Genomic DNA, 21,717 nt, shown 5'->3' on the forward strand with positions numbered 1-21,717 from the left:
TGCTGCCTCCCGTAGGAGTCTGGGCCGTGTCTCAGTCCCAGTGTGGCCGGTCACCCTCTCAGGCCGGCTACCCGTCGACGCCTTGGTGAGCCATTACCTCACCAACAAGCTGATAGGCCGCGAGCCCATCCCAGACCGAAAAATCTTTCCAAACATGACCATGCGATCACGCCTCATATCCAGTATTAGACACCGTTTCCAGCGCTTATCCCAGAGTCCAGGGCAGGTTGCTCACGTGTTACTCACCCGTTCGCCACTGATCCACCAAGCAAGCTTGGCTTCACCGTTCGACTTGCATGTGTTAAGCACGCCGCCAGCGTTCATCCTGAGCCAGGATCAAACTCTCCGTAAAAGAAAAAATGCAAACAACACCGGGAAAACGATGCTGCCGCGAGTTTGAAACTGACCAAAGAGATAAATCATTGCTGACTATCCGTTGCCAACCCCCGAAAGGGCTGGTCTTTGATCCAAAGGAATTTCTCGCAGTCCGAAGACCGACGAGGAATAAATTGGCATTTGACAAGTGCACGCTGTTGAGTTCTCAAGGAACGGACGCACCCACAGAAACGATCTCTCGACCGACCCGTGGGGCAGTTCACTTCTAGATGGCCACCGGTGACCCGAACAGCCGGACACAACTCTTGGAAGAGAGTGTTAGCTGAGGGTGTGCGCCGAGTGGCAGGATCCCAACTGTAGACCAGAGAGCGGAAACTCTCAAGTGCTGCTGTCGGGAGTGGTTCACCACTTGAGAGGACGCGGGGCCTTCCGGCCGCTCCGCTCTCCCCTGTGGGGCGAACAAGTAATAAGTTACGTGCGTTTCGGCATCCGGGCGAATCGAGCCCCATCCCGGGCGTGTCGCGCCGTGACTCCCCCTGCGCCGTGCGGGGTGCCGTGGCGTCCCACTGTCAGGACGCGGCGAAGCGATCCGGTCCGCCCCATCCGCCGACCCAGGCCTCGACGTGCGGTTCGTCGCGAAGCACGTACGCGCCGGTAAGGGTGAGAGTGCTCTCGGCGAAGCCGACGGGCGTGCCCCACCGCTCGCGTCGACGGCGGGCGCGACGCGACGTCACCCGGCCCAGCGGAGACGCCGCCGGGTCGATCAGACGCAGGGCATCGACGTCAGCGTCACCCAGTGAGGCGAGAGCGGCGGTGAGGGGGGCGGCATCCTGGATCACCAGCGGGCTCTCGAGGCGCAACGTCAGGCGGGCGTCGAGTCCTCCTGCCTCGGTGGCGACGCGGACGCGCGGGTCCGCGCGCACGAGCGGGCTTTGCGCTTCGGTCGGAAGCACCACCGCAGCCAGGGGGAAGGTCGCAAGGACGGAGTCCACGCACACGAACTCCGCAGACACGCTGAGTCCGGCGGGGATCTCGACCATCAGGTCGGGGGTGGCGGAGAGCAGCCCGCGTCCGGCGGAACCCGGCACCGGGATCTTCTGCGCGAGCAGCAACGACTGGCGGTTGCCCTCGCGGACGCGGTCGTCGCCCTCTCGCGCCGCCCAATCGGGGCCGTCGTGCCACGCGACGGCATCCGGGACGTGAGCGAGCACGGCGCCCGCCTGCCAGGCGCGGTGCGCCCACTCCCAATCCTCTCCCCCGTAGGACGAGAACTCCTCGTCGAAGCCTCCGGTCTCGTCGAAGAACGCGCGGGAGCAGGCGAGGACGGCGCTGATGACGTACCGGTACGAACGGTCGTCGGCGCGCAGGAGGTCGCCGCTGCGCGCATAGGCGTCGCGAAGCCAGGCGGGCTCGGGCAGTTCGTGCGCCGGGCCGGCCTCGGCGACGGGCACGTCGGCATCCACTCCCCTCAGGTCGGCGTGACGGCGGCGACCCACGGTCACCGCCTCGGTCAGCAGCGCGGGCAGGCGCGAGAGACGGCGCACGTAGGAGGGCTCGGGGGTGGTGTCGGCGTCGAGGAAGCAGAGCACGTCGCCCGTCGCGGCAGCGGCACCGAGGTTACGGGCGGCCGCGGCGCGGAAGCCGCGGTCCTCCTGCCGGACCAGGCGGACACCGGTGGGGACCTCCGGCCGCCGGGGGGATCCGTCATCGGCCACGATGACCTCGAGGCGGTCGGCCGGGTGATCCTGCCGCCGCAGCGCGGTGAGCGTCCGCGCGAGCTCGGCCGGCTGGTCGTAGTGCGTCACGATCACGCTGACCCGCGGGGGTTCCGGCTCGCGATGGGCGACAAGGTCCCACCGGTTGCCCGGGACCCACGGCATCCGATCGTTCCACCCGACGCTCATCGGAAGACCTCCGCCCACCACCGGAGGTACGCGCGGGCCGCGTCGACACGACCGAACGGCACCGGGTCGAGGCCGTGCCACGCGCGTGCCGCATCGACCCGCGCCGCGGCGACCTCCCCGGCCAGGGCGTCGGGCTCGACCACGCGGAGGGCGCCCGGGCGCAGCGCGACCATCTCATCGACGTAGCGATTGCGCACGGCGAGGGGCCGGCGGCCCCAACCGATCCACGATGCCAGCGAACCCGACGCCGACACGTGGCGGTGGGCGATCACCGGCACCGCGACTCGACGGGCGCGAGCGATCATCTCGGGCTCGTCGAGCCACCCCGTCACCTCGACGGTCACACCGGCGTCGTCGGCGCGACGGACGAAGGCGTCGAGGTCGGCGGCGTGCCCGTCGGAAGCGCGACCGAGGACGGTGAGACGGCTCATGCCCGCCGCGACGGTGGCGGCGAGCGCTTCGTCGTGCCCCTTGCCGGGGTAGAAGAATCCGAGCACGCCGACCGCGTCATCGTGCGGGGCGGATGCCGAGGGCGGGACGGTCTCGACCGGGAGCGGGACGACGGCGACCGGGCCGTCCCAGACCCCCTCTTCGCGCAGCAATTCCCGCTCGTGGGCGCTGTTGACGGCGACGGCGCGGGCGGAGGCGGTGACAGCACGGTAGAACGCCTGTCGGCGTGGGCGGTTGCGCTCTCCGTCGGACGCCTGCGGGACGTCGTGCAGGGTCACCGTCACCGGGTGCCTGTGCGCGAGCGCCACGACGGCGCGGCCCGCCTCTTCCGGCGACGCCCCCCAAAGCCGATCGGTGACGTGCGCGTGCAGCGGCGTTCCCGCGGGGAGATCAGCGAGCGCGTCCGGCGTCGTCACGCGCACGTCCGGTCGCTGCCGGGCGACCTCGGCCGCGACTTCGCGGGCGTAGACGGCGACGCCGTGGGGCCCGGGGTGCACCAGGAGCACCGGCGGGACGGCATCCGGAATCGGGCGCTCGGTCATGCGGCGCCCGCCCAGGTGCCCAGGAGCGGCTCCATGCGCTCGACGACCGCGGCGAGCAGGGCGGGTCGTTCGGCGTAGTACGCCAGGTGCGCCTCGCGGACGTCGGCTGCGGAGAGGGTCTCGCCCGCGACGATCCAGTCGGGGCGGGGCGCGGCATCCAGGTTCCACGCATCGACGACCCACGACTCCAGCGGGGCGCGGACGCCGGCGAGGATCGGGCGGCCGGGATCGACGACGCGGCCGGGCGCGCCGAGAGCGGCGACCAGACGCTCGCCGAGCGGGAGGAACAGGGCGTTCCCGGGGTGGTTCACCGTGCGGGCGAGGTCTTCTACGACGGGAGCGAAGAGATCGGATGCCGCGATGTCGATACCGAGGGTCTCGCGGCGGCGGAGTTCTGCGACCGAAGCGTCGGCGATCGCGTGCACGGCGGCGGGCGGCAGCTCGGCAGGGACGGGGGTGCCGGCGGCCTGGGCGACGGTGCGCACGTCGTGGTAGTCCACCAGGGGCGGGTCCTCGGGGAACGCGGGCAGGCGCAGCACCGCCTGGAACGGCTGCAGACCCGCGAAGCGGACGGCCGGAACGGTGACGACGCGGGCCGTGGTGGGCAGCGACGCGCGCAGCTGGGCCGTGCCGAGCGGGAGGCCGCGGTAGTCGTCGCGGATCGGTTGGACGACCAGGAACGAGGCCCTCGCGAGGAGCTCGTGCAGACGCCGTGCGTCGTCGGCCGTGAGCTCGTGGACGGCAGGGACGCGTATGGCGGGAAGGGCGTCGGATGCGATCACCAGCCGAAGTGATTCTGCTTGGCAATTGCCCACGACCAGGCCGAAATTCTGGGGCAACGGCGTCAGGCCGAAGAATTGGCCGTAGTGCCGACGTCGCGCTATCACCGCCTCGCCGTGGTCCGCAAGGCTTCCCAGCCGCTCACTCTCGCCGCCCATGATGTGAAGGTATCCGTCGGTGTCATCGTCGTCCCAACCGCCCCGTTGCATTGCGATGTGCCTGGCGATGCGGTACGCGCACGCCATGGCCACATCACCGCACGAGGAGGAAAGAAGATCGTCGCCACCACCGTTCCCCCGGTTCGCATCGCCGCGGTGCCCTCGAACCACCCCTATGTCGCGGCCATCGCCGATCCCCGTCGCGTGACCCTCCTCGCCGACCCCCCGCCGCCGGGTGCTCCCAGCGGCCAGTGGTGGCCGCCGCAGGTGCTGCTGCCCGAGTGGCTCGAAGCGCACGCCGACGACTTCGACCTGGTCCACGTGCATTTCGGTATCGAGTCCTACGGCCCTGACGAGCTGCGGGCGACGGCGGCGACGCTGCACCGCCTCGGCCGGCCTCTGGTCTACACCGTGCACGATCTCGAGAACCCGCAGCTGAGCGCGCAGGATGAGCATCGCGCGTCGGTCGCCGTCCTGGCCGCAGCCGCCGACGAGCTGATCGCCCTCACCGGCACCGCCGCGACCGCCGTCGAGGCGATCGCCCATCGACCCGTGACCGTGATCGCGCACCCGACGCTGCTCGACGACACGGTGCGCCCCGCGGGCATCGCCCACGACACCGTGCGCGTGGGGGTGCACCTGCGCGACCTCCGACCGAACATCGACGGCGTCGGAACGGCCGCCACCCTCGTGCGGGCCATCGCCGACCTGCGTGCCCAGGGTGCGCGCATCGAGGCCGTCGTGCGGATGAACGAGCGGGTCCGCGACGCGGAGGCAGCGGCATCCATCGACCTTCTCGTCGAGGGGGCCGACGGCGTCACGTGCGAGCGCGGCGCCCGCCTCGACGACGACGCGCTGGCCGCATGGCTCGCCGATCTCGACGCGTGCGTGCTCCCCTATCGTCACGGCACCCAGTCCGGCTGGGCCGAGCTCTGCTACGACCTCGCGGTGCCGATCGTAAGCACGCGGATCGGACACATCGCGGCGCAGCATCCGAACGACTTCCACTCCTTCGACGTCGGCGACCCGGTCTCGCTCGCCCGGGCGATCGTGGATGCCACCGGCCCGGCGTGGACGGCTCCGGGATCGACGGCTCGTGCGGCCGAGGTGGACCGGCGACGGGCGGAGCGCCGTGCCGAGCTCGACGCCGTGCGCGCGGCGCATCTCGAGGTGTATCGCCGGGCGCTGTCGAGCGAGGTGGCCGCGTGATCCGCGGTGCGCGTCCGCTGCGGGTGCTCGTCGTCGCCCCCTCGCGCTACCCGCTGCGCCAGCCCCACGCCGGCGGCCTCGAGGCGTGCGTCTGGGATCGTGTGCGGTGGTTGCGTGCCCGCGGCCACGAGGTGACGCTGTGCGCGGCGGAGGGATCGGACTTCCTCGGCGACGCGCCCGAGTTCCGCCTCCCCGTGCCCGAGTGGACCCGGCCCGAGGATTCGTCGGACACCGAGTACCCGGAGGGGTACGCCGCCGCCGTGGATTCCGCTTACGACGCAGCCCTCGACCGGCTGGTCGCCGACCGGCACCTGTACGACGTCGTCGACAACCACAGCCTCAACCCGGCTCCGATCCGGTGGAGCCGAGCGGCCGGCATCCCGGTCGTCACGACCCTGCACACACCACCGCTCGAGCCGATGCTGGAGGCGGCGTCGGAGGTGCGCGACAGCCCGCACCGCTTCGTCGCGGTGAGCCAGGCGACGGCACGTGCGTGGTCGGTGGAAGGGGTGGACGCCTTCGTCTTCCCGAACGGCATCGACACCGACCAGTGGACGCGCGGCGACGGCGGGTCGTCGTGGGTGTGGTCGGGGCGCGTCGTGCCCGAGAAGGCGCCGCACCTGGCCATCGAGGCCGCCCGCTCGGCCGGTGCGCACATCGTGCTGGCGGGTCGCATCGGCGACGTCGACTACTTCGAGCAGGAGATCGTGCCGCGCCTCGGCGCGCACGCGCGTTACGTCGGCCCGCTGCGCCAACCCGATCTCTGCCGGCTGGTGGGATCGTCGGCCGTCGCGCTGGTGACCCCGATGTGGGAGGAGCCGTTCGGGCTCGTCATCGCCGAGGCGCTCGCAACGGGAACGCCCGTCGCCGCCTTCGACATCGGAGGGGTGTCGGAGGTGCTGGCCGGGATGCCGGGCGCGGCGACGGTCATGCCCGGTGACGTCGTGGCGCTCGGGGAGGCGGCTGCACAGCTCGCCGCGGAGGGCGCGCGCGAGCCGCTCACCCGCGTGTGGACGCGTCGGGCGGCCGTGCGCCAGCACTCCCTCGCCCAGCGCTACCGCGAGGTCGAACGCGTGCTCGCGCACACCGCTCAGCCCGTCGCCGCACGTCGCGTGCCGGCGGTGTCGTGGTGATCGGCTGGTACGTCCACCACCACGGCTTCGGCCATGTCTCGCGGTTCCTCGCGGTGCAGCCGCACCTGCGCGCGCCCGTGATCGCGTTCTCGTCGATGCCCCGGCCGGCCGCTCTCGCCGGAGACGTGGAGTGGGTGCCGTTGCCGCCGGACGCCGACACGTTCGAGGGGCCGGACGGGCGGCCGATCGACCCGCGGGCCGCCGATCCGACCGTGCGCGGTCACCTGCACTGGGCGCCCCACGGACACCCCGGGCACCGGGCGCGGCTCGCCGCGATCGCCGCGGCGGCCGTGGAACGCGGGCTGGAGACCTTCGTCGTCGACGTCAGCGCCGAGGTCGTCGCGTTCGCGCGTCTGCTCGGTCTGCGCACGATCGCGGTCACGCAACCCGGGGCACGGGTCGACCCCGCGCATGTGCTCGCCTACGACCTGGCCGACCGCATCGTCGCGCCGTGGCCGGAGGGCGCCGTGCCTGCACCGGGCCTGTCGCCCCACGGCGATCGCGTGACGTGGACGGGCGGGATCTCGCGCTTCGACGGGCGAGACGCGTCGGGTCCGGCGGACGGCCGGCACGCGCTGCTGCTCGGGCGCGTGCTGCGGCCCGGCGTGCGCGACGAGGTCGACCGGCTCCTGCGCACGCGGGGCTGGACCGTGACGTCCGTGGGACACGACGACGCGTCGCGCGTCGACGACCCCTGGCCGCTGCTGACCCGCAGCACGGTGGTCGTCAGCGCGGCGGGACAGAACAGCGTGGCCGACCTCGCGGCATCCGGAGCCCGCGCCGTCGTCATCGCGCAGGATCGGCCCTTCGACGAACAGCACGCCACCGCCGACGCCCTCGCCGCGTGGGGTCTCGCGCGTCAGGCGCCGGAGGACGTCTCGGCCCCGGACCTGGTCGCTCTGATCGAACGGGCGGCCGCCGACGCACCGGACTGGACGCGGTGGCGGGTCGCGGGCGCGGCCCGGCGCATGGCCGACGCGATCGAGGGGACACCGTCGTGAGGACCGCCGTCATCACCGTCGCCTCGTCCGCGCGACGCGAGCACCTCGACCGTCAGCGGCGCATGCTCGCCGAGGTGGCGGGTGACATCGTGCGGGTGGAGGCCTGGCTCGACGAGACGCTGCCGGATGGCATCCGGGATGCCGACACCGTCACGCTGCACGTGCCGCCGGGGCCCCACGGATTCCGCGTCGGCGAGGGGCGCAATCGGGCGGCGGAGGCCGCGATGACCGCGGGCGCGGAGCTGCTGGTGTTCCTCGACGTGGATTGCTTGCCCGGGCCCGACCTGCTGACCGGGTACCGCGCTGCGGCGGACGCGCGTCCGGGGGCGTTGCTCGCCGGCGCCGTCACGTACCTCGCGAGCGTGCAGCGGCCAGAAAGCGCCTCCGACCTGCCGTTCCTCACCCGTCCGCACCGGGCGCGTCCGGCACTTCCCGTCGGCGGGACGCGGGCCGCGACACCGGCCGAGTACGACCTGTTCTGGTCGCTGTCGTTCGCCGTGACGCCTGCCACGTGGAACCGCATCGGCGGTTTCCATCCCGGCTACGAGGGCTATGGCGCCGAGGACACCGACCTCGGTTGGACGGCCCGCGCCCGGAGCGTCGAGATGCGGTGGATCGGCGGAGCGGATGCCTACCACCAGTGGCATCCGGTGTCGTCTCCACCGTGGCAGCACCTCGACGACATCCTGCGCAACGGCGCCGCGTTCTTCGAGCGGTGGGGCGAGTGGCCCATGGGCGGGTGGCTCGAGGCCTTCGCCGCGGCCGGGGCGATCGAACGGCGCGGCGACGGATGGGTGCGGGTGCGCTGAAGGTGTGACGGCCCCGTCATCGGTCGGAACGGGGTCGGCGGGATGCGGCGAGCGTCCGGGGCGATGCCGAGCGGACGGCGTGCCGGACGCTCGAGGGGGTTGCGGGGCGCGACGAAGCCCCGACGCGAGCTGCGCCGGGGCTTCGTCGAGGCGGTCAGGCGCGGCGGAGCCAGACCGTGGTCTCGCCGGGCAGGGCGTCGCCGTCGAGCGGTGCGCTCGACAGGAGCACCTCGCCCACGGGGAGTTCAGCAGGGTCGGTGCCGAAGTTCGTCACGACCGTCCAGCCGTTCGGGCGCTCGAACGCCACGACATCGTCGCGGCCCGCGTCGACCCACTGCAGCTGCTCGTCGGTCTGCAGATCGTGGCGCAGCTCGAGCGCGCGGCGGTACAGCGACAGGGTCGAGGCCGGGTCGCCGTCTTGGACGTCGACCGCATAGGCGCCGAACCACTCCGGCTGCGGCAGGTGGGCGCCCGCGGAGCCGAAGCCGAACGCGGGACCGTCGTGGGTCCACGGCAGCGGCACACGGCATCCATCTCGCCCCTGATCGATGCCGGGGCTGCGGAAGAACGTCGGGTCCTGTCGTTCGGCGTCGGGGATCTCGGCGACCTCGTGCAGGCCGAGCTCCTCACCCTGGTACAGGTACGCGGAGCCGGGCAGCCCCAGCACGAACGTGGCCGCGGCGCGGGCGCGGCGCTCACCACGGGCGGCGTCGAGCGTCGGCGACTGACCGCCGGAGAGCAGCCACTCGTTGCCGTGCTTCAGGGTCGGGCGGCCGTCGGCGCCGCGCTCGGCGTCGGGGAGTCCGTAGCGCGTGGCGTGACGGACGACGTCGTGGTTCGACAGCACCCACGTCGTGGAGGAGCCCGACTCGGCGGCCAGGGCGAGGTTGTCGGCGACGATCCGGCGGAACTGCGCGGGGTCGAAGTCGGCTTCGAGCAGGTCGAAGTTGAACGCCTGGCCCAGGCTCTCGGCACTGGCGTACAGCGGGACGCGCGAGGGGTGCACCCACGCCTCGGCGACCGCGGTGCGCGGCGGGTCGTAGGAGTTGAACACGGCGCGCCACTCGGCGTAGACCTCGTGCACGTCGTCGCGGTCGACCAGCGGGTGCGTGCCGTCGAAGGGCAGCGCCGCGAGCTCGGCCCGCGAGGGCAGGGGCTCGGTGAGATCCTTCGTCAGCATGTGCGCGACGTCGATGCGGAAGCCGTCGACACCGCGGTCGCTCCAGAACCGCAGCGTGGTGAGGAAATCGTCGCGCACCTCGCGGTTGTCCCAGTTGAGATCGGGCTGCGAGACGTCGAAGTTGTGCAAGTACCACTGCCCGTCGTCGACGCGCTCCCACGCGGAGCCGCCGAACAGCGACTCCCAGTCGGTGGGCGGCTCGGAACCGTCGACGCCGGTGCCCTCGCGGAAGATGTACCGCTCGCGGGCCGCGGAACCTCGACCCGCGGCGAGCGCCTCCTGGAACCAGACGTGCTTGTCGGAGGTGTGGTTCGGCACGATGTCGACGACGATCCGGATGCCGTGGGCGTGCAGCTGCGCGATGAGCTCGTCCATGTCGGCCAGGGTCCCGAGCTTCGGGTCGACGTCGCGGTAGTCGGCGACGTCGTACCCGCCGTCGGCGAGGTCGGAGGGGTAGAAGGGGCTGAGCCAGACGGCATCCACCCCCAGCTCTGCGAGGTACGGCACGCGCGAGGTGATCCCGCGGATGTCGCCCAGGCCGTCGCCGTCGGTGTCGGCGAAGCTGCGGGGATACACCTGGTACACCACGGCCTGGCGCCACCAGTCGGGGGCGTCGGAGAGCTCGCGGGTCTGCACGGAGGGTGCGGCGGTGGTCACGTACGGGGTCCTTTCGAGGGGGGTGGTGAGGTCAGCCCTTGATGGCGCCCTGCGTGACGCCCGCCATCACCCATCGCTGGGTGAAGAGGTAGGCGACGATCGCGGGAGCCATGGCCATGAGGTAGGAGGCGAAGGCGACGTTGTAGTTGTTGCTGAACTGCGTCTGGAACAGGTTCTGGCGCACCGGCAGGGTCTGCAGCGCCGGGTCGCTGATGATGAGCGAGGGCATCATGAAGTCGTTCCAGGCGTAGAGGAACGCGAAGATGCCGACCGTGGCGCTCATCGGAGCCAGGAGCGGGAAGATGAGCCGCCAGAACGTCTGCCACGTGGTCGCGCCGTCGATGCGCGCGCTCTCTTCGAGCTCGAGCGGGATCGAGCGCAGGAACGCCGTGAACAGCAGGACGCTGAAGCTCAGCTGGAACATCGTGGCGAGGATGATCACGCCGACCGGGTTGTCGAGCCCGACGCGTCCGGTGAGCTGGATCTGCGGGAGGGCCACCACCGGGAACGGGATGAACATCGCGGCCAGCAGATAGAAGAACGAGTAGCGGAAGAGCTTGCGGTCCCAGTTGCGGGCGATGGCGTACGAGGCGAAGGCCGCGAGGATGATCGTGGCCGCGACCGTGCCGGCGGTCACGAGCAGCGAGACGGCGAGGCCCACGGGGAACCTCGTCAGGGTCCACGCCTGCACGAAGCCGTCGAAGCTGATCGGCGAGGGGAACGAGAAGGCGTTGCCGTCGACGACCTGGGTACCGCTCTTGAGCGCCATCGAGACGGTGACGTACAGCGGCAGCAGCACGGTGAGGGAGCAGAGCACGAGGATGGTCGTCGTCGACCAGTTGATGCGTTCGGTTCCCACGCGGCGGAAGCGGCGGCGCGGTGGTTCGGTCCCCTGCCGCTCGGGAAAGGCGAGTTCGGCCTGCTCGAAGGCGAGCGCGGGCTGGTTGAGAGCGGTCATGACAGGGTGTTCCTTCCCCGGGTCAGGGAGAGCTGGAGGAGCGAGATGACGACGGCGACGACGAAGAAGAGCGCCGCGTTCGCCATCTGGTAGGCGTAATCGCCACCGTTGAAGCCGAGGATGATCGACATCGCGACGCTGCGGGTCGCGGTGCCGGGGCCGCCGCCGGTGAGACCGACGATGATGTCGTAGGCGTTCAGGAAGCCCTTGAAGCCCAGGATGATGTTGATCACCACGTAGCCGGCGACCAGCGGGAGGGTGATGCGCAGCAGCTGCTGCGTCTTGCTCGCCCCGTCGAGACCGGCCGCCTCGTAGACGTCGCCGGGCACCGACAGCAGCCCCGCGATGTAGATCAGCAGCGTGCCGGGGATCGCCTGCCACGCCGTGACGATGACGATCGCGACCCACGCCAGGTCGGGGTTGGCCAGCAGGCTCGTCTCGAGCCACGGGATGCCGATGGCGGCTCCCGCCTCGGGAACGGAGTTGCTGAAGAGGAAGTTGAAGACGTAGGCGATGATGATGCCCGAGATCACCATCGGGATGACGAAGACCGTGCGCAGTGCCTTCTTGAAGCGGATCTGCGCGGTCAGGCCCACCGCCAGCAGGAATGCCGCGATGTTCACGACGATGACCGTCGCGACGGAGAACCCGAAGGTGAACAGATAGGCCTGCAGGATGGCCGGGTCGCTGAAGATGGCGATGTAGTTCGTCAGCCCCGTGAAGTTCCACTCGCCGAGACCGATCGAGTCGGTGAAGCTGAAGAAGATCCCGATGATGCCGGGCACCGTGATCGCGAGCGTGAACAGCACGAGCGTCGGCAGCAGGAACAGGTAGTAGATCGGCTCCACGCGGCGGGTGCTGCGGCGCGCGGCCGCCTTCCCTCCCGTGACGATCGTGGTCGTGGTGCTCATCGCGCGGCCTCCTCGCCGGATGCGTCGGTGGTCGAGGCCGGCGGCTGGCGGAAGGCGAGCCGCGACCAGTCCTCGTCGAGGGTGTTCAGGGTGGCCTGCGGCGAGGCGCCGAAGAGCATCGCCTGCACGTAGTTGAAGACCGGGATGGTCTTGGGCACGAGCACCGAGGCGCCCTGGTAGATGCGGCCCTCGTCGTAGTAGGGCACCATTCCCGCGATGCGGGGGTCGCTCGGCGAGGGGGCGTCCTTCGTCGGCGCGAAGCCGAGCTGCGACTCGTTGTAGGCCTCGATCACCTCGGGCCGGTACAGGTACTCGAGGAAGTCGCGGGCGGCATCCTTGTGGCGGGACGCCTCGGGGATGATGGCCGCGAGGTCCATGTTGACGCGGACCTTCAGGTCGGCCGGGTCGTCGGTCATGGGCAGCGGGAAGGTGCCGACGGGCAGGTCGGGCGAGGTCTTGGCGATCTCGCCGAGCGCCCACGGGCCCTGCAGGTACATGGCCGCCTGCCCCTGAGCGAACGCGAGGTTGCCGTCGCCGTAGGCCCGGCTCTCGGCATCCTGGTTCGTGTAGTTCTCGGCGAGCTCGAGCATGCGGTCCATCGGCTCGCTGAAGTCCTTCGCGAACGACACCGCCGACTGCGGGCCGACCTGGTCGCCCTCGGCGGCGAGCGCGTCGAAGAAGTCGATGACGTCGAGCGATCCGCCGACGGAGTAGTCGTACCAGCCCTGACCGACGGTCCAGTCGTCTTTGAAGGTGCCGTAGAAGGGCGTGACGCCATTGGCCTTCAGCGTCTCGGAGACCTCGAGCAGCTCGTCCCACGTGGTCGGAACCTCGAGGCCGTACTGGTCGAAGATCTGCTGGTTGTAGATGACCGAGGCCGCCATGACCGAGTAGGGCAGCGCGCTGGTGCGCCCCTCGCACGAGCCGTACTGGTCCATGAGGGGCTGCAGGTCGTCGCGCACCGTGCTCGCGGCCGTCGTGCCCGAGAGGTCGCTCAGCGCGCACCGCTGGACGAAGCGGGCGGTCTCGTAGTTGTAGTTGGCCAGCATGATGTCGGGCGGGTTGCCGCGGACGAAGCTTGCCGAGACCACGTCGACTCCCGAGCTGTCCATCTCGACGCGCACCGCGGCTTGCGAGGCGTTGTACTCGGCGACCACGTCGTTCATGAACGACAGCGCCTCGCGTTTGCTGAAGGTGAATCGGATCGTCTCGCGCCCATCGGCGGAGCACCCGGCGAGCATCGCCGCCCCCAGCACCCCCACCGCGGTCGCGGCGATCCATCGTCGCCCCGCCCTGATCTTCGTCGACACCAGCTGCCTCCTCCGCCGCACTGCGAATATGTTGTGTCAGCGAGTAAATCTACTCGCCAAATCAATGTCGTGCAGGCAGTATTGCAGCAGAACCGAAAGGGGTCAAGCGTGCCGATGGATGCCATGACGGCGACGCCGTCGCTGCGCCGCCACAACCTCGACGCGGTGCTCGCCGCGGCCTGGGACTCCGAGGCGTTCACCGCCAGCGACGTGATCGCGGCGGTGGGACTCACCCGCTCGACGGCGATCGACGTCGTCGACGAACTCACTGCGCGCGGGCTCCTCGCGGAGATGCCCAACGCTCGGGCGGTCGGCGAGTACTCGAAGGGCCGGCCCGCGCGCCGCTTCGCCTTCCGGCCCGACGCCGGGGTGGTGGTCGGGGTCGACGCCGGCCGCGGCCACCTCACGGCGACCGTCGCCGACCTGCGCGGCCGCACGATCGGCGCCTCGCGCCTGACGGTCGACCCCGAGCTCGACTCCCCCGAGCGACGCCGGCGGGCCGCGGAAGCGACGGTCGGTGCCGCCCTCACCCGCGCTCGACGGTCGCGCGATGAGGTCGTCGCCCTCTGCGTCGGGGTCCCCGCCCCCGTGAACCGGCAGGGTCGCTCCCCCGTGCACCACGACGGGTTCTGGGCGCGGATGAACCCCGACTTCATCGAGACGTTCGCCGCCTGGGCGCCGCTGGTGCGGGTGGAGAACGACGCGACCCTCGCCGCGGTCGCCGAACGCACGCACGGCGCGGCCGCCGGCTGCGACGACTTCGTCGCGCTCCTGGCCGGGGAGCGCTTCGGCGCGGGCATCAGCGTGGACGGGCGCCTGCTGCGCGGCACCCACGGCGGCGCCGGAGAGACCGTGGCCTTCGACCGCGTCGAGGGGGTCGGCAGCGCGTGGGGCCTCGCCCCGCGATGCGTCGAGGCGGCGCGCGCCGCACTGGCATCCGGCGCTCTGCCCCCCGACAGCGCTCTACGCGCGATCGATCCCGACCATCTCGAGGCCAAGACGGTGCTCGACCTCGCGGCGGCCGGGGACGCGGGGGCCCTGGAGGTCGCCCGCGAGGTGGGCGGGGCGCTCGCCGGCGTGGCGGCGATCTTCGGCAGCCTCTTCGACGTGGAGCTCGTCGTCGTGTCGGGAGCGATCGCCGCGGGCTCGGGACCCATCATCGAGGCCGCGATCGACGCCATCCCCGACTCGCTGCACCTGCCCGCCCCGCGGATCGTCGCCTCGACGCTCGGCGCCGACATCGTCTCGATCGGGGCGGTGGCCGCGGCGGTGGAAGCCGCGCGGGCGCACGCGCTCGACCTCGACGCCTTCGCCCTGCCGGAGGACGACCGGGCGCGGGCGTGAGCGCACGCCCCGGCGGGCCCCCGCGTGAGTCGCCAGGTTTTGTCGCTTCCGCCGCGCCGGAGGCGACAGAACGTGGCGACTCACGCGAGATGGGCCGCGGGCGCAACCCTCGGGGACGTGCGGGGAGGGGCGGATAGCGTCGAGGAGACCCGGCTCCCGAGCCGCCGGGCGGAGGAGGACCCATGCCCGCGTGGCCCGAACACGTCATCTGGTGGCACGTCTACCCGCTGGGATTCGCGGGGGCGCCGATCCGCGACGGCGTGGACCCGGATGCCGCACCGGTACACCGCCTGGACCGCCTCGAGCCCTGGCTCGACCACGTCATCGAGCTGGGGTTGAACGGTCTGCTGCTCGGTCCGGTGTTCGCCGCCGAGACGCACGGCTACGACACGGTCGATCACTTCCGCATCGACCCGCGGCTCGGCGACGACGGGGACTTCGACCGCCTCGTCGCCGCAGCGCGGGAGCGCGGCATCCGGATCCTGCTCGACGGGGTCTTCAACCATGTGGGGCGTGGGCACGCCGCCTTCACGAGTCTGACCCCGGATGGCCCGAACCTCTTGCGCGGGCGCTGGGTCGACGGAGGCTTCGAGGCCGACGTCTTCGAGGGGCATGACGCGCTCGTCGCCCTCGACCACTCCTCCCCCGCTGTCGTCGACCTCGTCGTCGACGTGATGTGCCACTGGCTCGATCGCGGAATCGACGGGTGGAGATTGGATGCCGCGTACGCGGTGCCCTCGTCGTTCTGGGCCGAGGTGCTGCCGCGCGTGCGCGAGCGCTTCCCCGAGGCGTGGTTCCTCGGCGAGGTGATCCACGGCGAAGCCGCGCGGATCGTCGAGGAGTCGACGATGGACTCGCTCACGCAGTACGAGCTGTGGCAGGGCATCTGGCACGGCATCGCCGACGGGAACCTCTTCGAGCTGAGCCACGCCATCGAGAGGCACGACGAGCTGCTGGCGACGTTCGCACCGCAGACCTTCGTCGGCAACCACGACGTCACCCGCATCGCGTCGGCGATCGGCGCCGAGCTGGTGCCGCACGCGCTCGCCGTGCTCTTCACGGTCGCCGGCACGCCGTCGGTCTACGCCGGCGACGAGTTCGGCTGGACGGGAGTGAAGGAAGAGCGGCTCGGCGGCGACGACGCGGTGCGACCGGAGTTCCCCGCGTCGCCGGACGAGGCCGGGGGCGATGCCCGCATCCTCGAGGCGCATCGGGCGCTCATCGCGCTGCGGCGGCGCAAGCCCTGGCTCTGGCGCGCGCACACCGACGTCGTCGAGGTCGCGAACGCGGCCATCGCCCTGCGTACGGCGATCGGCGACGACGCGGTCGTGGTGGCGCTGAACATCGGCGAGGAGCCGGTCTCGCTGCCCGTCGCGGACGGACACGGGGTCGTCGCCGGGCAGGGAACACCGGTCGGCGGGCGGGTCGAGCTCGGCCCGCGGGGGTGGGTGGTGCTGGAGGCGTGAATGCGGCGGGGGTGGGGTCTGGTACGAGGTCCCTGAGCCCGTCGAAGGGACCGGGACCCGCGCAGCCCCCGGTGGCTCCGACAGGCTCAGCCACGTCCCCATCAGCCCCGTCGAGACACCGCACGCCCGGTGACGTCGACACGCTCGGCCACCTTCGCGTGGGAGGGTCAGGCGCCGGCGCGGAAACGGTGCTCGGGGCGGCCGGTGGAGCCGTAGCGCAGACTCACCTGCACCAGTCCCCGCTCGGCCAGGGCCGTGAGGTGCCGCTGCGCGGTGGCGCGCGAGACACCGGTGCGCTCGGCGACTTCGCTCGCCGAGGCCTCGTCAGCGCCGAGGGCGGCCAGCACGGTCTGCTCCGTCGCCGATCGGGCGAGCGAGGGACCTTCGCGCTCGCCCCGCATCACGGATGCCGCGCGGTCGATGTCGTCCTGTGAGAGCGGCCGACTGCTGGTCAGCAGGTTGCGGTAGCGGGCGTACCGGTCGAGGCGTTCCGCCAGGACGCGGGTGTCGAACGGCTTGACCAGGTAGGCGAGGGCGCCGGCGGTGAACGCGCGGCGGACGGTCTCGGCATCCGTCGCCGCCGACAGCACGAAGGCGTCGACGCCGGCGGACCGCACCAGCTCCACCCCGTCGCCGTCGGGCAGGTACACATCGGCGAGGAGCAGGTCGGGCCGGTGCGCGGCGAGCGCGGCGCGGGCCTCGCCCACGGTGCGCGCGGGCTCGAGGGCGACGAAGCCGGGGCGCGAGGCGACGGCGTCGCGGTGCAGACCCGCGACGCGGAAGTCGTCGTCGACGACGAGGACGCGGATGTCGGTCATGGGTTCTCTCCTCGCAGCACGCCGGGCAGGCGCGCGGCCACCACGGCACCTCGCCGGTCGCCGCCCGGCTCGACGATCCAGACGTCTCCCCCGCGGCGCCGCGCGAACTCGCGCGAGAGCGGCAGGCCGATGCCGAGGCCGTGCACCGCGGCGGGGTCGTCATCGCGCTCGCGCGGGGTGAACACGGCATCGATGTCGGCGATCCCTTCGCCGGTGTCGGACACCGTGAGCACGATGGCATCGCCGTCGCCGAGCACCGCGATCTCCACCTCGCGCGGCTCGGGGCCGGACGCCGTGGCGGTGACCGCGTTGTCGACGAGGTTGCCGAGGACCGCCACCACGTCTTCGACGTCGTCGACGGTTCCGCGGAGGTAGGTGTCATCGGAGACGCGGAGCGCCACACCCCGCTCGCGCGCGGCGAGCGCCTTCGCCCCGAGGAACGACTGCAGCATCGCATCGCCCACGAGGTCGATGCCGGGCACCGCCCAGTCGACGGAGCCGCGGTCGACGAGGTCGGCGAGGAATGCGCGCGCCTCGTCGGTGCGGCCGGCGTCGAGCAGCCCCACCGCCGCATGCAGGCGGTTGGCGTTCTCGTGGCGCTGGACGCGCAGCGCGTCGCCCATCGCGCGGACGCTGTCGAGCCGCCCCGACAGGGCCGCCACGTCGGTGCGGTCGCGCAGCACCGCGACGCGGCCGAGGGTGCGGGATCCGCGGCGCACCGGTCGCACGTCGATGAACACGACGCGGTCGCCGATCGGAAGGCCCGTGCTCGCTCCGGCACCGGCGAGCGCGGTGACCACGGCCGGCGGGAGGGCGAGCGCGGCGAGGGGGCGGCCCACGGCATCCGTGGTGCCGAGAAGCCTCTCGGCCGCGGCGGTGCACACGCGAACGACCCCTGCGTCGTCGAGGGCGAGCACGCCCTCGTCGGCGCTCTCGAGCACGGCGGTCTGGGTCTGCACGAGGGCGGCTAGCTCCTCCGGCTGCACGCCGAGCGTGAGGCGCTCGAGGCGGCGGCGCATGAGCAGCGCGACGAGCGCACCGATGGCGACGGCCAGCAGCACCGCGACGGCGATGCCGGCGACGAGGGCGGGCAGGTCGTCGAACACGCTCGCGCGCTCGAACCCGACGCTCACCTCTCCCACCGGGGCACCGCCGGCGGGCGGGTACACGGGCACCTTGGCGCGGGCCGACTCCCCCAGCGTGCCCACTTCCCACGTCACGACCTCGCGCCCGGCGAGCGCGTCGGCGAAGCTCGTGCTGACGACCTGTCCGAGGCGGTCGGGGTCCGGATGAGCGAGACGGATGCCGTGGTCGTCGGTGATGACGACGAACAGACCGTCGGTGCGCGCGGTGACGTCGGCGGCGTACTGCTGCAGCACCCCGTCGCGCAGTCCCGTGGCATCCGGGGTGCCCGGGTCGGCGGAGTACTGCGTCACCAGGTCTCGCACCTCGGGAGACTCCGCGACGGAACGGGCGATGTTCAGTGCCGAGGAGTCGGCCTCGGCCTTCAGCTGCTGCACACCGAGCCACGCGAAGACCGCGGTGCACACGGCGACGACCGCGACCTGCGTGGCGACCTGGACGACGAGCATCCTCGTGGCGAACCGCATTCCCACCTCCGACCCGTCCGTCGCCCGGTGCGCTGCCGGGGGCGGTGCGCGAAATGCGCAGAACACACGGTACGCGCATAAGCGGGTGCAATGCGAGCAAGCGCGCGCTCAGGTGCATGGCATCCGTAATGTCACCGCATCGACAGCGCGACAGCCGCGCCCGTCTCGACGAAGGAGTCGCGATGACCCCCCTGATCCTTGCGGCCGAAGCCGCCGAGTACCCGGTGGCCTACACGCCCGCCGACGGTGTGCTCGTCGCCCTCGGCTTCCTCATGGTCCTGTCTTTCATGGCCCTCATCATGACGCGGCGCATGACCCCGATGGTCGCCCTCATCGTCGTTCCGACGGTCTTCGGCCTCATCGCCGGCGCGGGCTTCGGCCTGGGCGACATGGTGATCGACGCGATCGGCAAGATGGCACCGACCGCCGCCCTGCTGCTCTTCGCGATCATGTACTTCGGGATCATGATCGACGTGGGGCTGTTCGACCCGCTCATCCGCGTGATCACGCGCTTCCTGGGCGACGACCCCGCGAAGATCGTGCTCGGCACGGCGATCCTCGCCGGCGCGGTCTCGCTCGACGGCGACGGCTCGACGACCTTCATCATCACCACCTCGGCCATGCTGCCGCTGTACCTGCGCCTGGGCATGAGCCCCGTCGTGCTGACCTGCGTCGCGGGCCTGATGAACGGCACGCTGAACATCGTGCCGTGGGGCGGCCCCACCGTCCGCGCCGCGACCGCGCTCGGGCTGCAGCCCACCGACGTCTTCGTTCCGATGCTGCCCTCGCTGCTGGCGGGTCTGGTCGTCGCGCTCGCTTTCGCCTGGTTCCTAGGCCTGTCGGAGCGCAAGCGTCTCGCCGGCTCCGTCGACACCGCCAAGATCGACGGCCCCGGCGGCTTCGGCCGCCTCGGCGCCCCCAAGATCTTCCGCGGCGCGGAGCACAAGCCCGGCGCCCTCGCCTCGCTGCGCACCGGCAACATCGTCACCGTCCGCGGCGGCCGCGATGCCGTGGCCGCCCCGCAGCTCGTCGAGGCCGCCGACACCGCGATGGCCGACACGATGCTCGACCCCAACCGCGCGACGCTGCGTCCCAAGCTCATCTGGTTCAACCTGGCGCTGACGGTCGCCGTCATGGTGCTGCTGGTGCTCGACCTCTTCCCGCTGGCGTTCGTCTTCATGGTGGGAGCCGCCGTCGCCCTCATCGTCAACTTCCCCAAGCTCCGCGGCCAGGCCGACGAGATCGTCGCTCACGCGCCGAGCATCGTGGGTGTCGTGTCGATGGTGCTGGCAGCCGGTGTGCTGGTCGGCGTGCTGAACGGCACCGGCATGGTCACCGCCATGGCCGACTGGATCACCCAGGTGATCCCCTCGTCGATGGGTCCGTTCCTCGCCGTCATCACCGGTGTGCTGTCGATCCCGTTCACGTTCTTCATGTCGAACGACGCGTTCTACTTCGGCATCCTGCCCGTGCTCGCCGAGAGCGCCGCGAACTACGGCATCGCCCCGGTCGAGATGGCCCGCGCCTCGATCACCGGCCAGCCCGTGCACCTGCAGAGCCCGCTCGTGCCCGCGATCCTGCTGCTCGTCTCGCTCGCCGGCGTCAACCTCGGCGACCATCACAAGAAGGTGCTGTGGCGCGCAACGGTCGTCTCGCTCGTCATGCTCGCCGTGGGCGTACTGGTGGGCGCGGTGCCGCTGCTGCGCTGACGGCGCTCGCTCGAGCAGGACCCCGGATGCCACGGCATCCGGGGTCCTGCCGCGTTCAGGGCGGACTCACGCGTACGCTCCCCGGCCGGAGTCGTGCGTTACACGGATGACACGCTGAGTCCCTATGCTGACGCCGGGGCCACAGCCGGGGGGAAGACCACATGCACAGTGCTGCCACGACGACCGAGCCGAATCCGAACGCCGGTGGTCGCAGGATCGAGGGGCTCGACGGACTCCGCGGCGTCGCCGCGATGGTCGTCGTGCTGCTGCACTCGCTGCTGCTGTCGGACGCCTTCGTCACCCCCTTCGCCGACCCGCGCCCCACCACGACGCCGGCCGATGCGATGTGGTGGTTGACCCACACTCCCCTGCACCTGCCGTGGGAGGGGTCGGTCGCGGTCTTCGTGTTCTTCGTCCTCAGCGGATTCGTGCTGTGCCTGCCCGCACGCCGATCACGCATGGACTGGCGGGCCTACTACCCCAGCCGCCTCGTGCGGCTCTACCTGCCGGTCTGGGCCTCGATCGGCGTCGCGCTGATCTGGATCTACGCGCTGCCCGACCTCGTCGAGGGCAGCCGCTTCCTGCAGATCCACATGGATCCGGTGCCGCTCGGCATCCTGCGCGACCTGATCCTCATCGTGCCCGCACAGCCGGGGATGACGAACACGGTGCTCTGGTCGCTGAAGTGGGAGATCATCTTCTCGCTCCTGCTGCCGCTGTTCATCCTGTTCGCGGCGAAGTGGCGGCGCGGCCTCGCCGTGAAAGTCGTCGTCGTGCTCGCGCTGCTCGCCATCGGGGCGTACGAGGGGCCGATCGAGCGCCCCTACGCCCTCGGCGCCCTGTTCCAGCTGCCCATCTTCGCGCTGGGCTGCCTCATCGCCTTCGAGTGGGACCGTCTGGTGGCGCTGCGCGACCGCCTGCGCAACCCGACCCCCGTCTTCGCGTGGCTCGGTGTGCTCACGGTCCTGCTGATCACGAGCTACTGGATGGTGTTCGCGCTTCCGATCGGCGAAGGGGCGCTCGACCTCGTGGCACCGGCCACGCGTGTGCTGCAGGTGCTCGGCGCCGCGCTTCTCGTCATCCTCGTCATCCTCTCGCCGGGCCTCGGCGCCCTTCTCAGCGTGCGCCCGCTGCGCTGGCTGGGCACCCGCTCGTTCAGCCTGTACCTCGTGCACGAGCCGATGATCGTCGCCTTCGGCCGACTCCTTCCCGAGTCCGTCAACCCGCTCTTCCTCTCGCCCCTCGTGATCGTCGTCGCGCTCGGGCTGGCGGAGGTGTTCTTCCGTCTCGTCGAACGCCCCAGCCACCACCTCGCTCGACGGGTCGCCCGCCGCTTCGCGACGCGGAGAGAGCTGCGGCCCGAGGCCGCACCTGCCGAGACCGTCTGAGCCCGCTCGGCTTCGCGCGACCTCGGATCGCGGGCGGACCGCCG

17 protein-coding genes and 1 rRNA gene are annotated in these 21,717 nt (G+C 71.4%); 8 read left to right on the plus strand and 10 right to left on the minus strand.

The features are described 5' to 3' along the window. From AS029_RS15085 to AS029_RS15100, 4 genes are all read right to left on the minus strand, one after another. Nucleotides 1-352, minus strand: a 16S ribosomal RNA gene (locus AS029_RS15085); the annotation flags it as partial. Nucleotides 353-905: 553 nt separating this feature from the next. Beyond that, on the minus strand, nt 906-2,216 hold the full coding sequence (locus AS029_RS15090) for a glycosyltransferase family 2 protein (protein WP_228375965.1): 1,311 nt from the start codon (nt 2,214-2,216) through the stop codon (nt 906-908). A gap of 20 nt (nt 2,217-2,236) precedes the next feature. Further along, nucleotides 2,237-3,232 carry a glycosyltransferase gene (locus AS029_RS15095; RefSeq protein WP_058233430.1) on the minus strand — a complete coding sequence of 332 codons (996 nt, stop codon included), beginning with the start codon at nt 3,230-3,232 and terminating at the stop codon, nt 2,237-2,239. Then, complete coding sequence (locus AS029_RS15100; RefSeq protein ID WP_058233515.1) at nt 3,229-4,170, minus strand: WcbI family polysaccharide biosynthesis putative acetyltransferase; 942 nt, start codon at nt 4,168-4,170, stop codon at nt 3,229-3,231. The genes AS029_RS15095 and AS029_RS15100 overlap by 4 nt, the downstream gene beginning before the upstream one ends. A 57-nt stretch (nt 4,171-4,227) precedes the next feature. Between AS029_RS15100 and AS029_RS15105 the strand changes: the two genes are divergently transcribed. The 4 genes from AS029_RS15105 to AS029_RS15120 are packed head-to-tail and all read left to right on the plus strand — an operon-like array spanning nt 4,228 to nt 8,322. Then, complete coding sequence (locus AS029_RS15105) at nt 4,228-5,379, plus strand: glycosyltransferase (RefSeq protein ID WP_058233431.1); 1,152 nt, start codon at nt 4,228-4,230, stop codon at nt 5,377-5,379. After that, nucleotides 5,376-6,512, plus strand: coding sequence for a glycosyltransferase (locus tag AS029_RS15110; protein WP_058233432.1), 1,137 nt, complete (start codon nt 5,376-5,378; stop codon nt 6,510-6,512). The genes AS029_RS15105 and AS029_RS15110 overlap by 4 nt, the downstream gene beginning before the upstream one ends. Further along, nucleotides 6,506-7,513: a glycosyltransferase gene (locus AS029_RS15115; RefSeq protein WP_058233433.1), complete on the plus strand. Its 1,008-nt coding sequence runs from the start codon at nt 6,506-6,508 to the stop codon at nt 7,511-7,513. Before AS029_RS15110 ends, AS029_RS15115 begins: the two co-directional genes overlap by 7 nt. Beyond that, nucleotides 7,510-8,322: a glycosyltransferase family 2 protein gene (locus tag AS029_RS15120; RefSeq protein ID WP_058233516.1), complete on the plus strand. Its 813-nt coding sequence runs from the start codon at nt 7,510-7,512 to the stop codon at nt 8,320-8,322. The genes AS029_RS15115 and AS029_RS15120 overlap by 4 nt, the downstream gene beginning before the upstream one ends. Nucleotides 8,323-8,476: 154 nt before the next feature. Here AS029_RS15120 and AS029_RS15125 read toward each other — a convergent pair whose 3' ends face one another. From AS029_RS15125 to AS029_RS15140, 4 genes are read right to left on the minus strand one after another with little or no spacing between them, the layout of a single operon-like run. Then, nucleotides 8,477-10,159 (minus strand): glycoside hydrolase family 13 protein, encoded by a 1,683-nt coding sequence (locus AS029_RS15125; RefSeq protein WP_058233434.1) that lies wholly within the window; start codon nt 10,157-10,159, stop codon nt 8,477-8,479. A gap of 31 nt (nt 10,160-10,190) precedes the next feature. After that, nucleotides 10,191-11,117, minus strand: coding sequence for a carbohydrate ABC transporter permease (locus AS029_RS15130; RefSeq protein WP_228375966.1), 927 nt, complete (start codon nt 11,115-11,117; stop codon nt 10,191-10,193). Continuing rightward, nucleotides 11,114-12,028, minus strand: a complete 915-nt coding sequence (locus AS029_RS15135) for a carbohydrate ABC transporter permease (RefSeq protein WP_058233435.1) — start codon at nt 12,026-12,028, stop codon at nt 11,114-11,116. The genes AS029_RS15130 and AS029_RS15135 overlap by 4 nt, the downstream gene beginning before the upstream one ends. Continuing rightward, nucleotides 12,025-13,338, minus strand: a complete 1,314-nt coding sequence (locus AS029_RS15140; RefSeq protein WP_058233436.1) for an ABC transporter substrate-binding protein — start codon at nt 13,336-13,338, stop codon at nt 12,025-12,027. Before AS029_RS15140 ends, AS029_RS15135 begins: the two co-directional genes overlap by 4 nt. Nucleotides 13,339-13,452: 114 nt before the next feature. Here AS029_RS15140 and AS029_RS15145 point away from each other — a divergent pair, with 114 nt between their 5' ends. Both AS029_RS15145 and AS029_RS15150 read left to right on the plus strand, forming a co-directional pair. Then, the gene (locus AS029_RS15145) at nt 13,453-14,682 is read left to right on the plus strand and encodes an ROK family protein (RefSeq protein ID WP_058233437.1); all 1,230 of its coding nucleotides are present in this window, start codon (nt 13,453-13,455) and stop codon (nt 14,680-14,682) included. Between the two features lie 182 nt (nt 14,683-14,864). Next, nucleotides 14,865-16,148 carry an alpha-amylase family glycosyl hydrolase gene (locus tag AS029_RS15150; RefSeq protein WP_058233438.1) on the plus strand — a complete coding sequence of 428 codons (1,284 nt, stop codon included), beginning with the start codon at nt 14,865-14,867 and terminating at the stop codon, nt 16,146-16,148. A 167-nt stretch (nt 16,149-16,315) separates the two neighbouring features. Here AS029_RS15150 and AS029_RS15155 read toward each other — a convergent pair whose 3' ends face one another. After that, the gene (locus AS029_RS15155) at nt 16,316-16,966 is read right to left on the minus strand and encodes a response regulator (RefSeq protein ID WP_058233439.1); all 651 of its coding nucleotides are present in this window, start codon (nt 16,964-16,966) and stop codon (nt 16,316-16,318) included. Then, entirely contained in the window at nt 16,963-18,576 is a 1,614-nt protein-coding gene (locus AS029_RS15160; protein ID WP_175456673.1) for a sensor histidine kinase, read from the minus strand. Before AS029_RS15160 ends, AS029_RS15155 begins: the two co-directional genes overlap by 4 nt. A 182-nt stretch (nt 18,577-18,758) precedes the next feature. On the opposite strand from AS029_RS15160, the gene AS029_RS15165 reads away from it, so the two are divergent. Together AS029_RS15165 and AS029_RS15170 are read left to right on the plus strand one after the other, a co-directional pair. Beyond that, the gene (locus tag AS029_RS15165) at nt 18,759-20,285 is read left to right on the plus strand and encodes a CitMHS family transporter (RefSeq protein WP_058233440.1); all 1,527 of its coding nucleotides are present in this window, start codon (nt 18,759-18,761) and stop codon (nt 20,283-20,285) included. A gap of 161 nt (nt 20,286-20,446) precedes the next feature. Then, nucleotides 20,447-21,673, plus strand: a complete 1,227-nt coding sequence (locus tag AS029_RS15170; RefSeq protein WP_058233441.1) for an acyltransferase family protein — start codon at nt 20,447-20,449, stop codon at nt 21,671-21,673. The last annotated feature ends 44 nt before the right edge of the window (nt 21,674-21,717 follow it).

It is taken from the genome of Microbacterium enclense, assembly GCF_001456955.1.
Lineage (GTDB): Bacteria > Actinomycetota > Actinomycetes > Actinomycetales > Microbacteriaceae > Microbacterium > Microbacterium enclense.

What these genes read in the sequence shown, in the direction of transcription:
- AS029_RS15090 (WP_228375965.1), bottom strand. Translation starts at nt 2,216, where the DNA reads ATGCCGTGGGTCCCGGGCAACCGGTGGGACCTTGTCGCCCATCGCGAG.
- AS029_RS15095 (WP_058233430.1), bottom strand. Translation starts at nt 3,232, where the DNA reads ATGACCGAGCGCCCGATTCCGGATGCCGTCCCGCCGGTGCTCCTGGTG.
- AS029_RS15100 (WP_058233515.1), bottom strand. Translation starts at nt 4,170, where the DNA reads ATGGGCGGCGAGAGTGAGCGGCTGGGAAGCCTTGCGGACCACGGCGAG.
- AS029_RS15130 (WP_228375966.1), bottom strand. Translation starts at nt 11,117, where the DNA reads ATGACCGCTCTCAACCAGCCCGCGCTCGCCTTCGAGCAGGCCGAACTC.
- AS029_RS15135 (WP_058233435.1), bottom strand. Translation starts at nt 12,028, where the DNA reads ATGAGCACCACGACCACGATCGTCACGGGAGGGAAGGCGGCCGCGCGC.
- AS029_RS15145 (WP_058233437.1), top strand. Translation starts at nt 13,453, where the DNA reads ATGGATGCCATGACGGCGACGCCGTCGCTGCGCCGCCACAACCTCGAC.
- AS029_RS15150 (WP_058233438.1), top strand. Translation starts at nt 14,865, where the DNA reads ATGCCCGCGTGGCCCGAACACGTCATCTGGTGGCACGTCTACCCGCTG.
- AS029_RS15155 (WP_058233439.1), bottom strand. Translation starts at nt 16,966, where the DNA reads ATGACCGACATCCGCGTCCTCGTCGTCGACGACGACTTCCGCGTCGCG.
- AS029_RS15160 (WP_175456673.1), bottom strand. Translation starts at nt 18,576, where the DNA reads ATGCGGTTCGCCACGAGGATGCTCGTCGTCCAGGTCGCCACGCAGGTC.
- AS029_RS15165 (WP_058233440.1), top strand. Translation starts at nt 18,759, where the DNA reads ATGACCCCCCTGATCCTTGCGGCCGAAGCCGCCGAGTACCCGGTGGCC.
- AS029_RS15170 (WP_058233441.1), top strand. Translation starts at nt 20,447, where the DNA reads ATGCACAGTGCTGCCACGACGACCGAGCCGAATCCGAACGCCGGTGGT.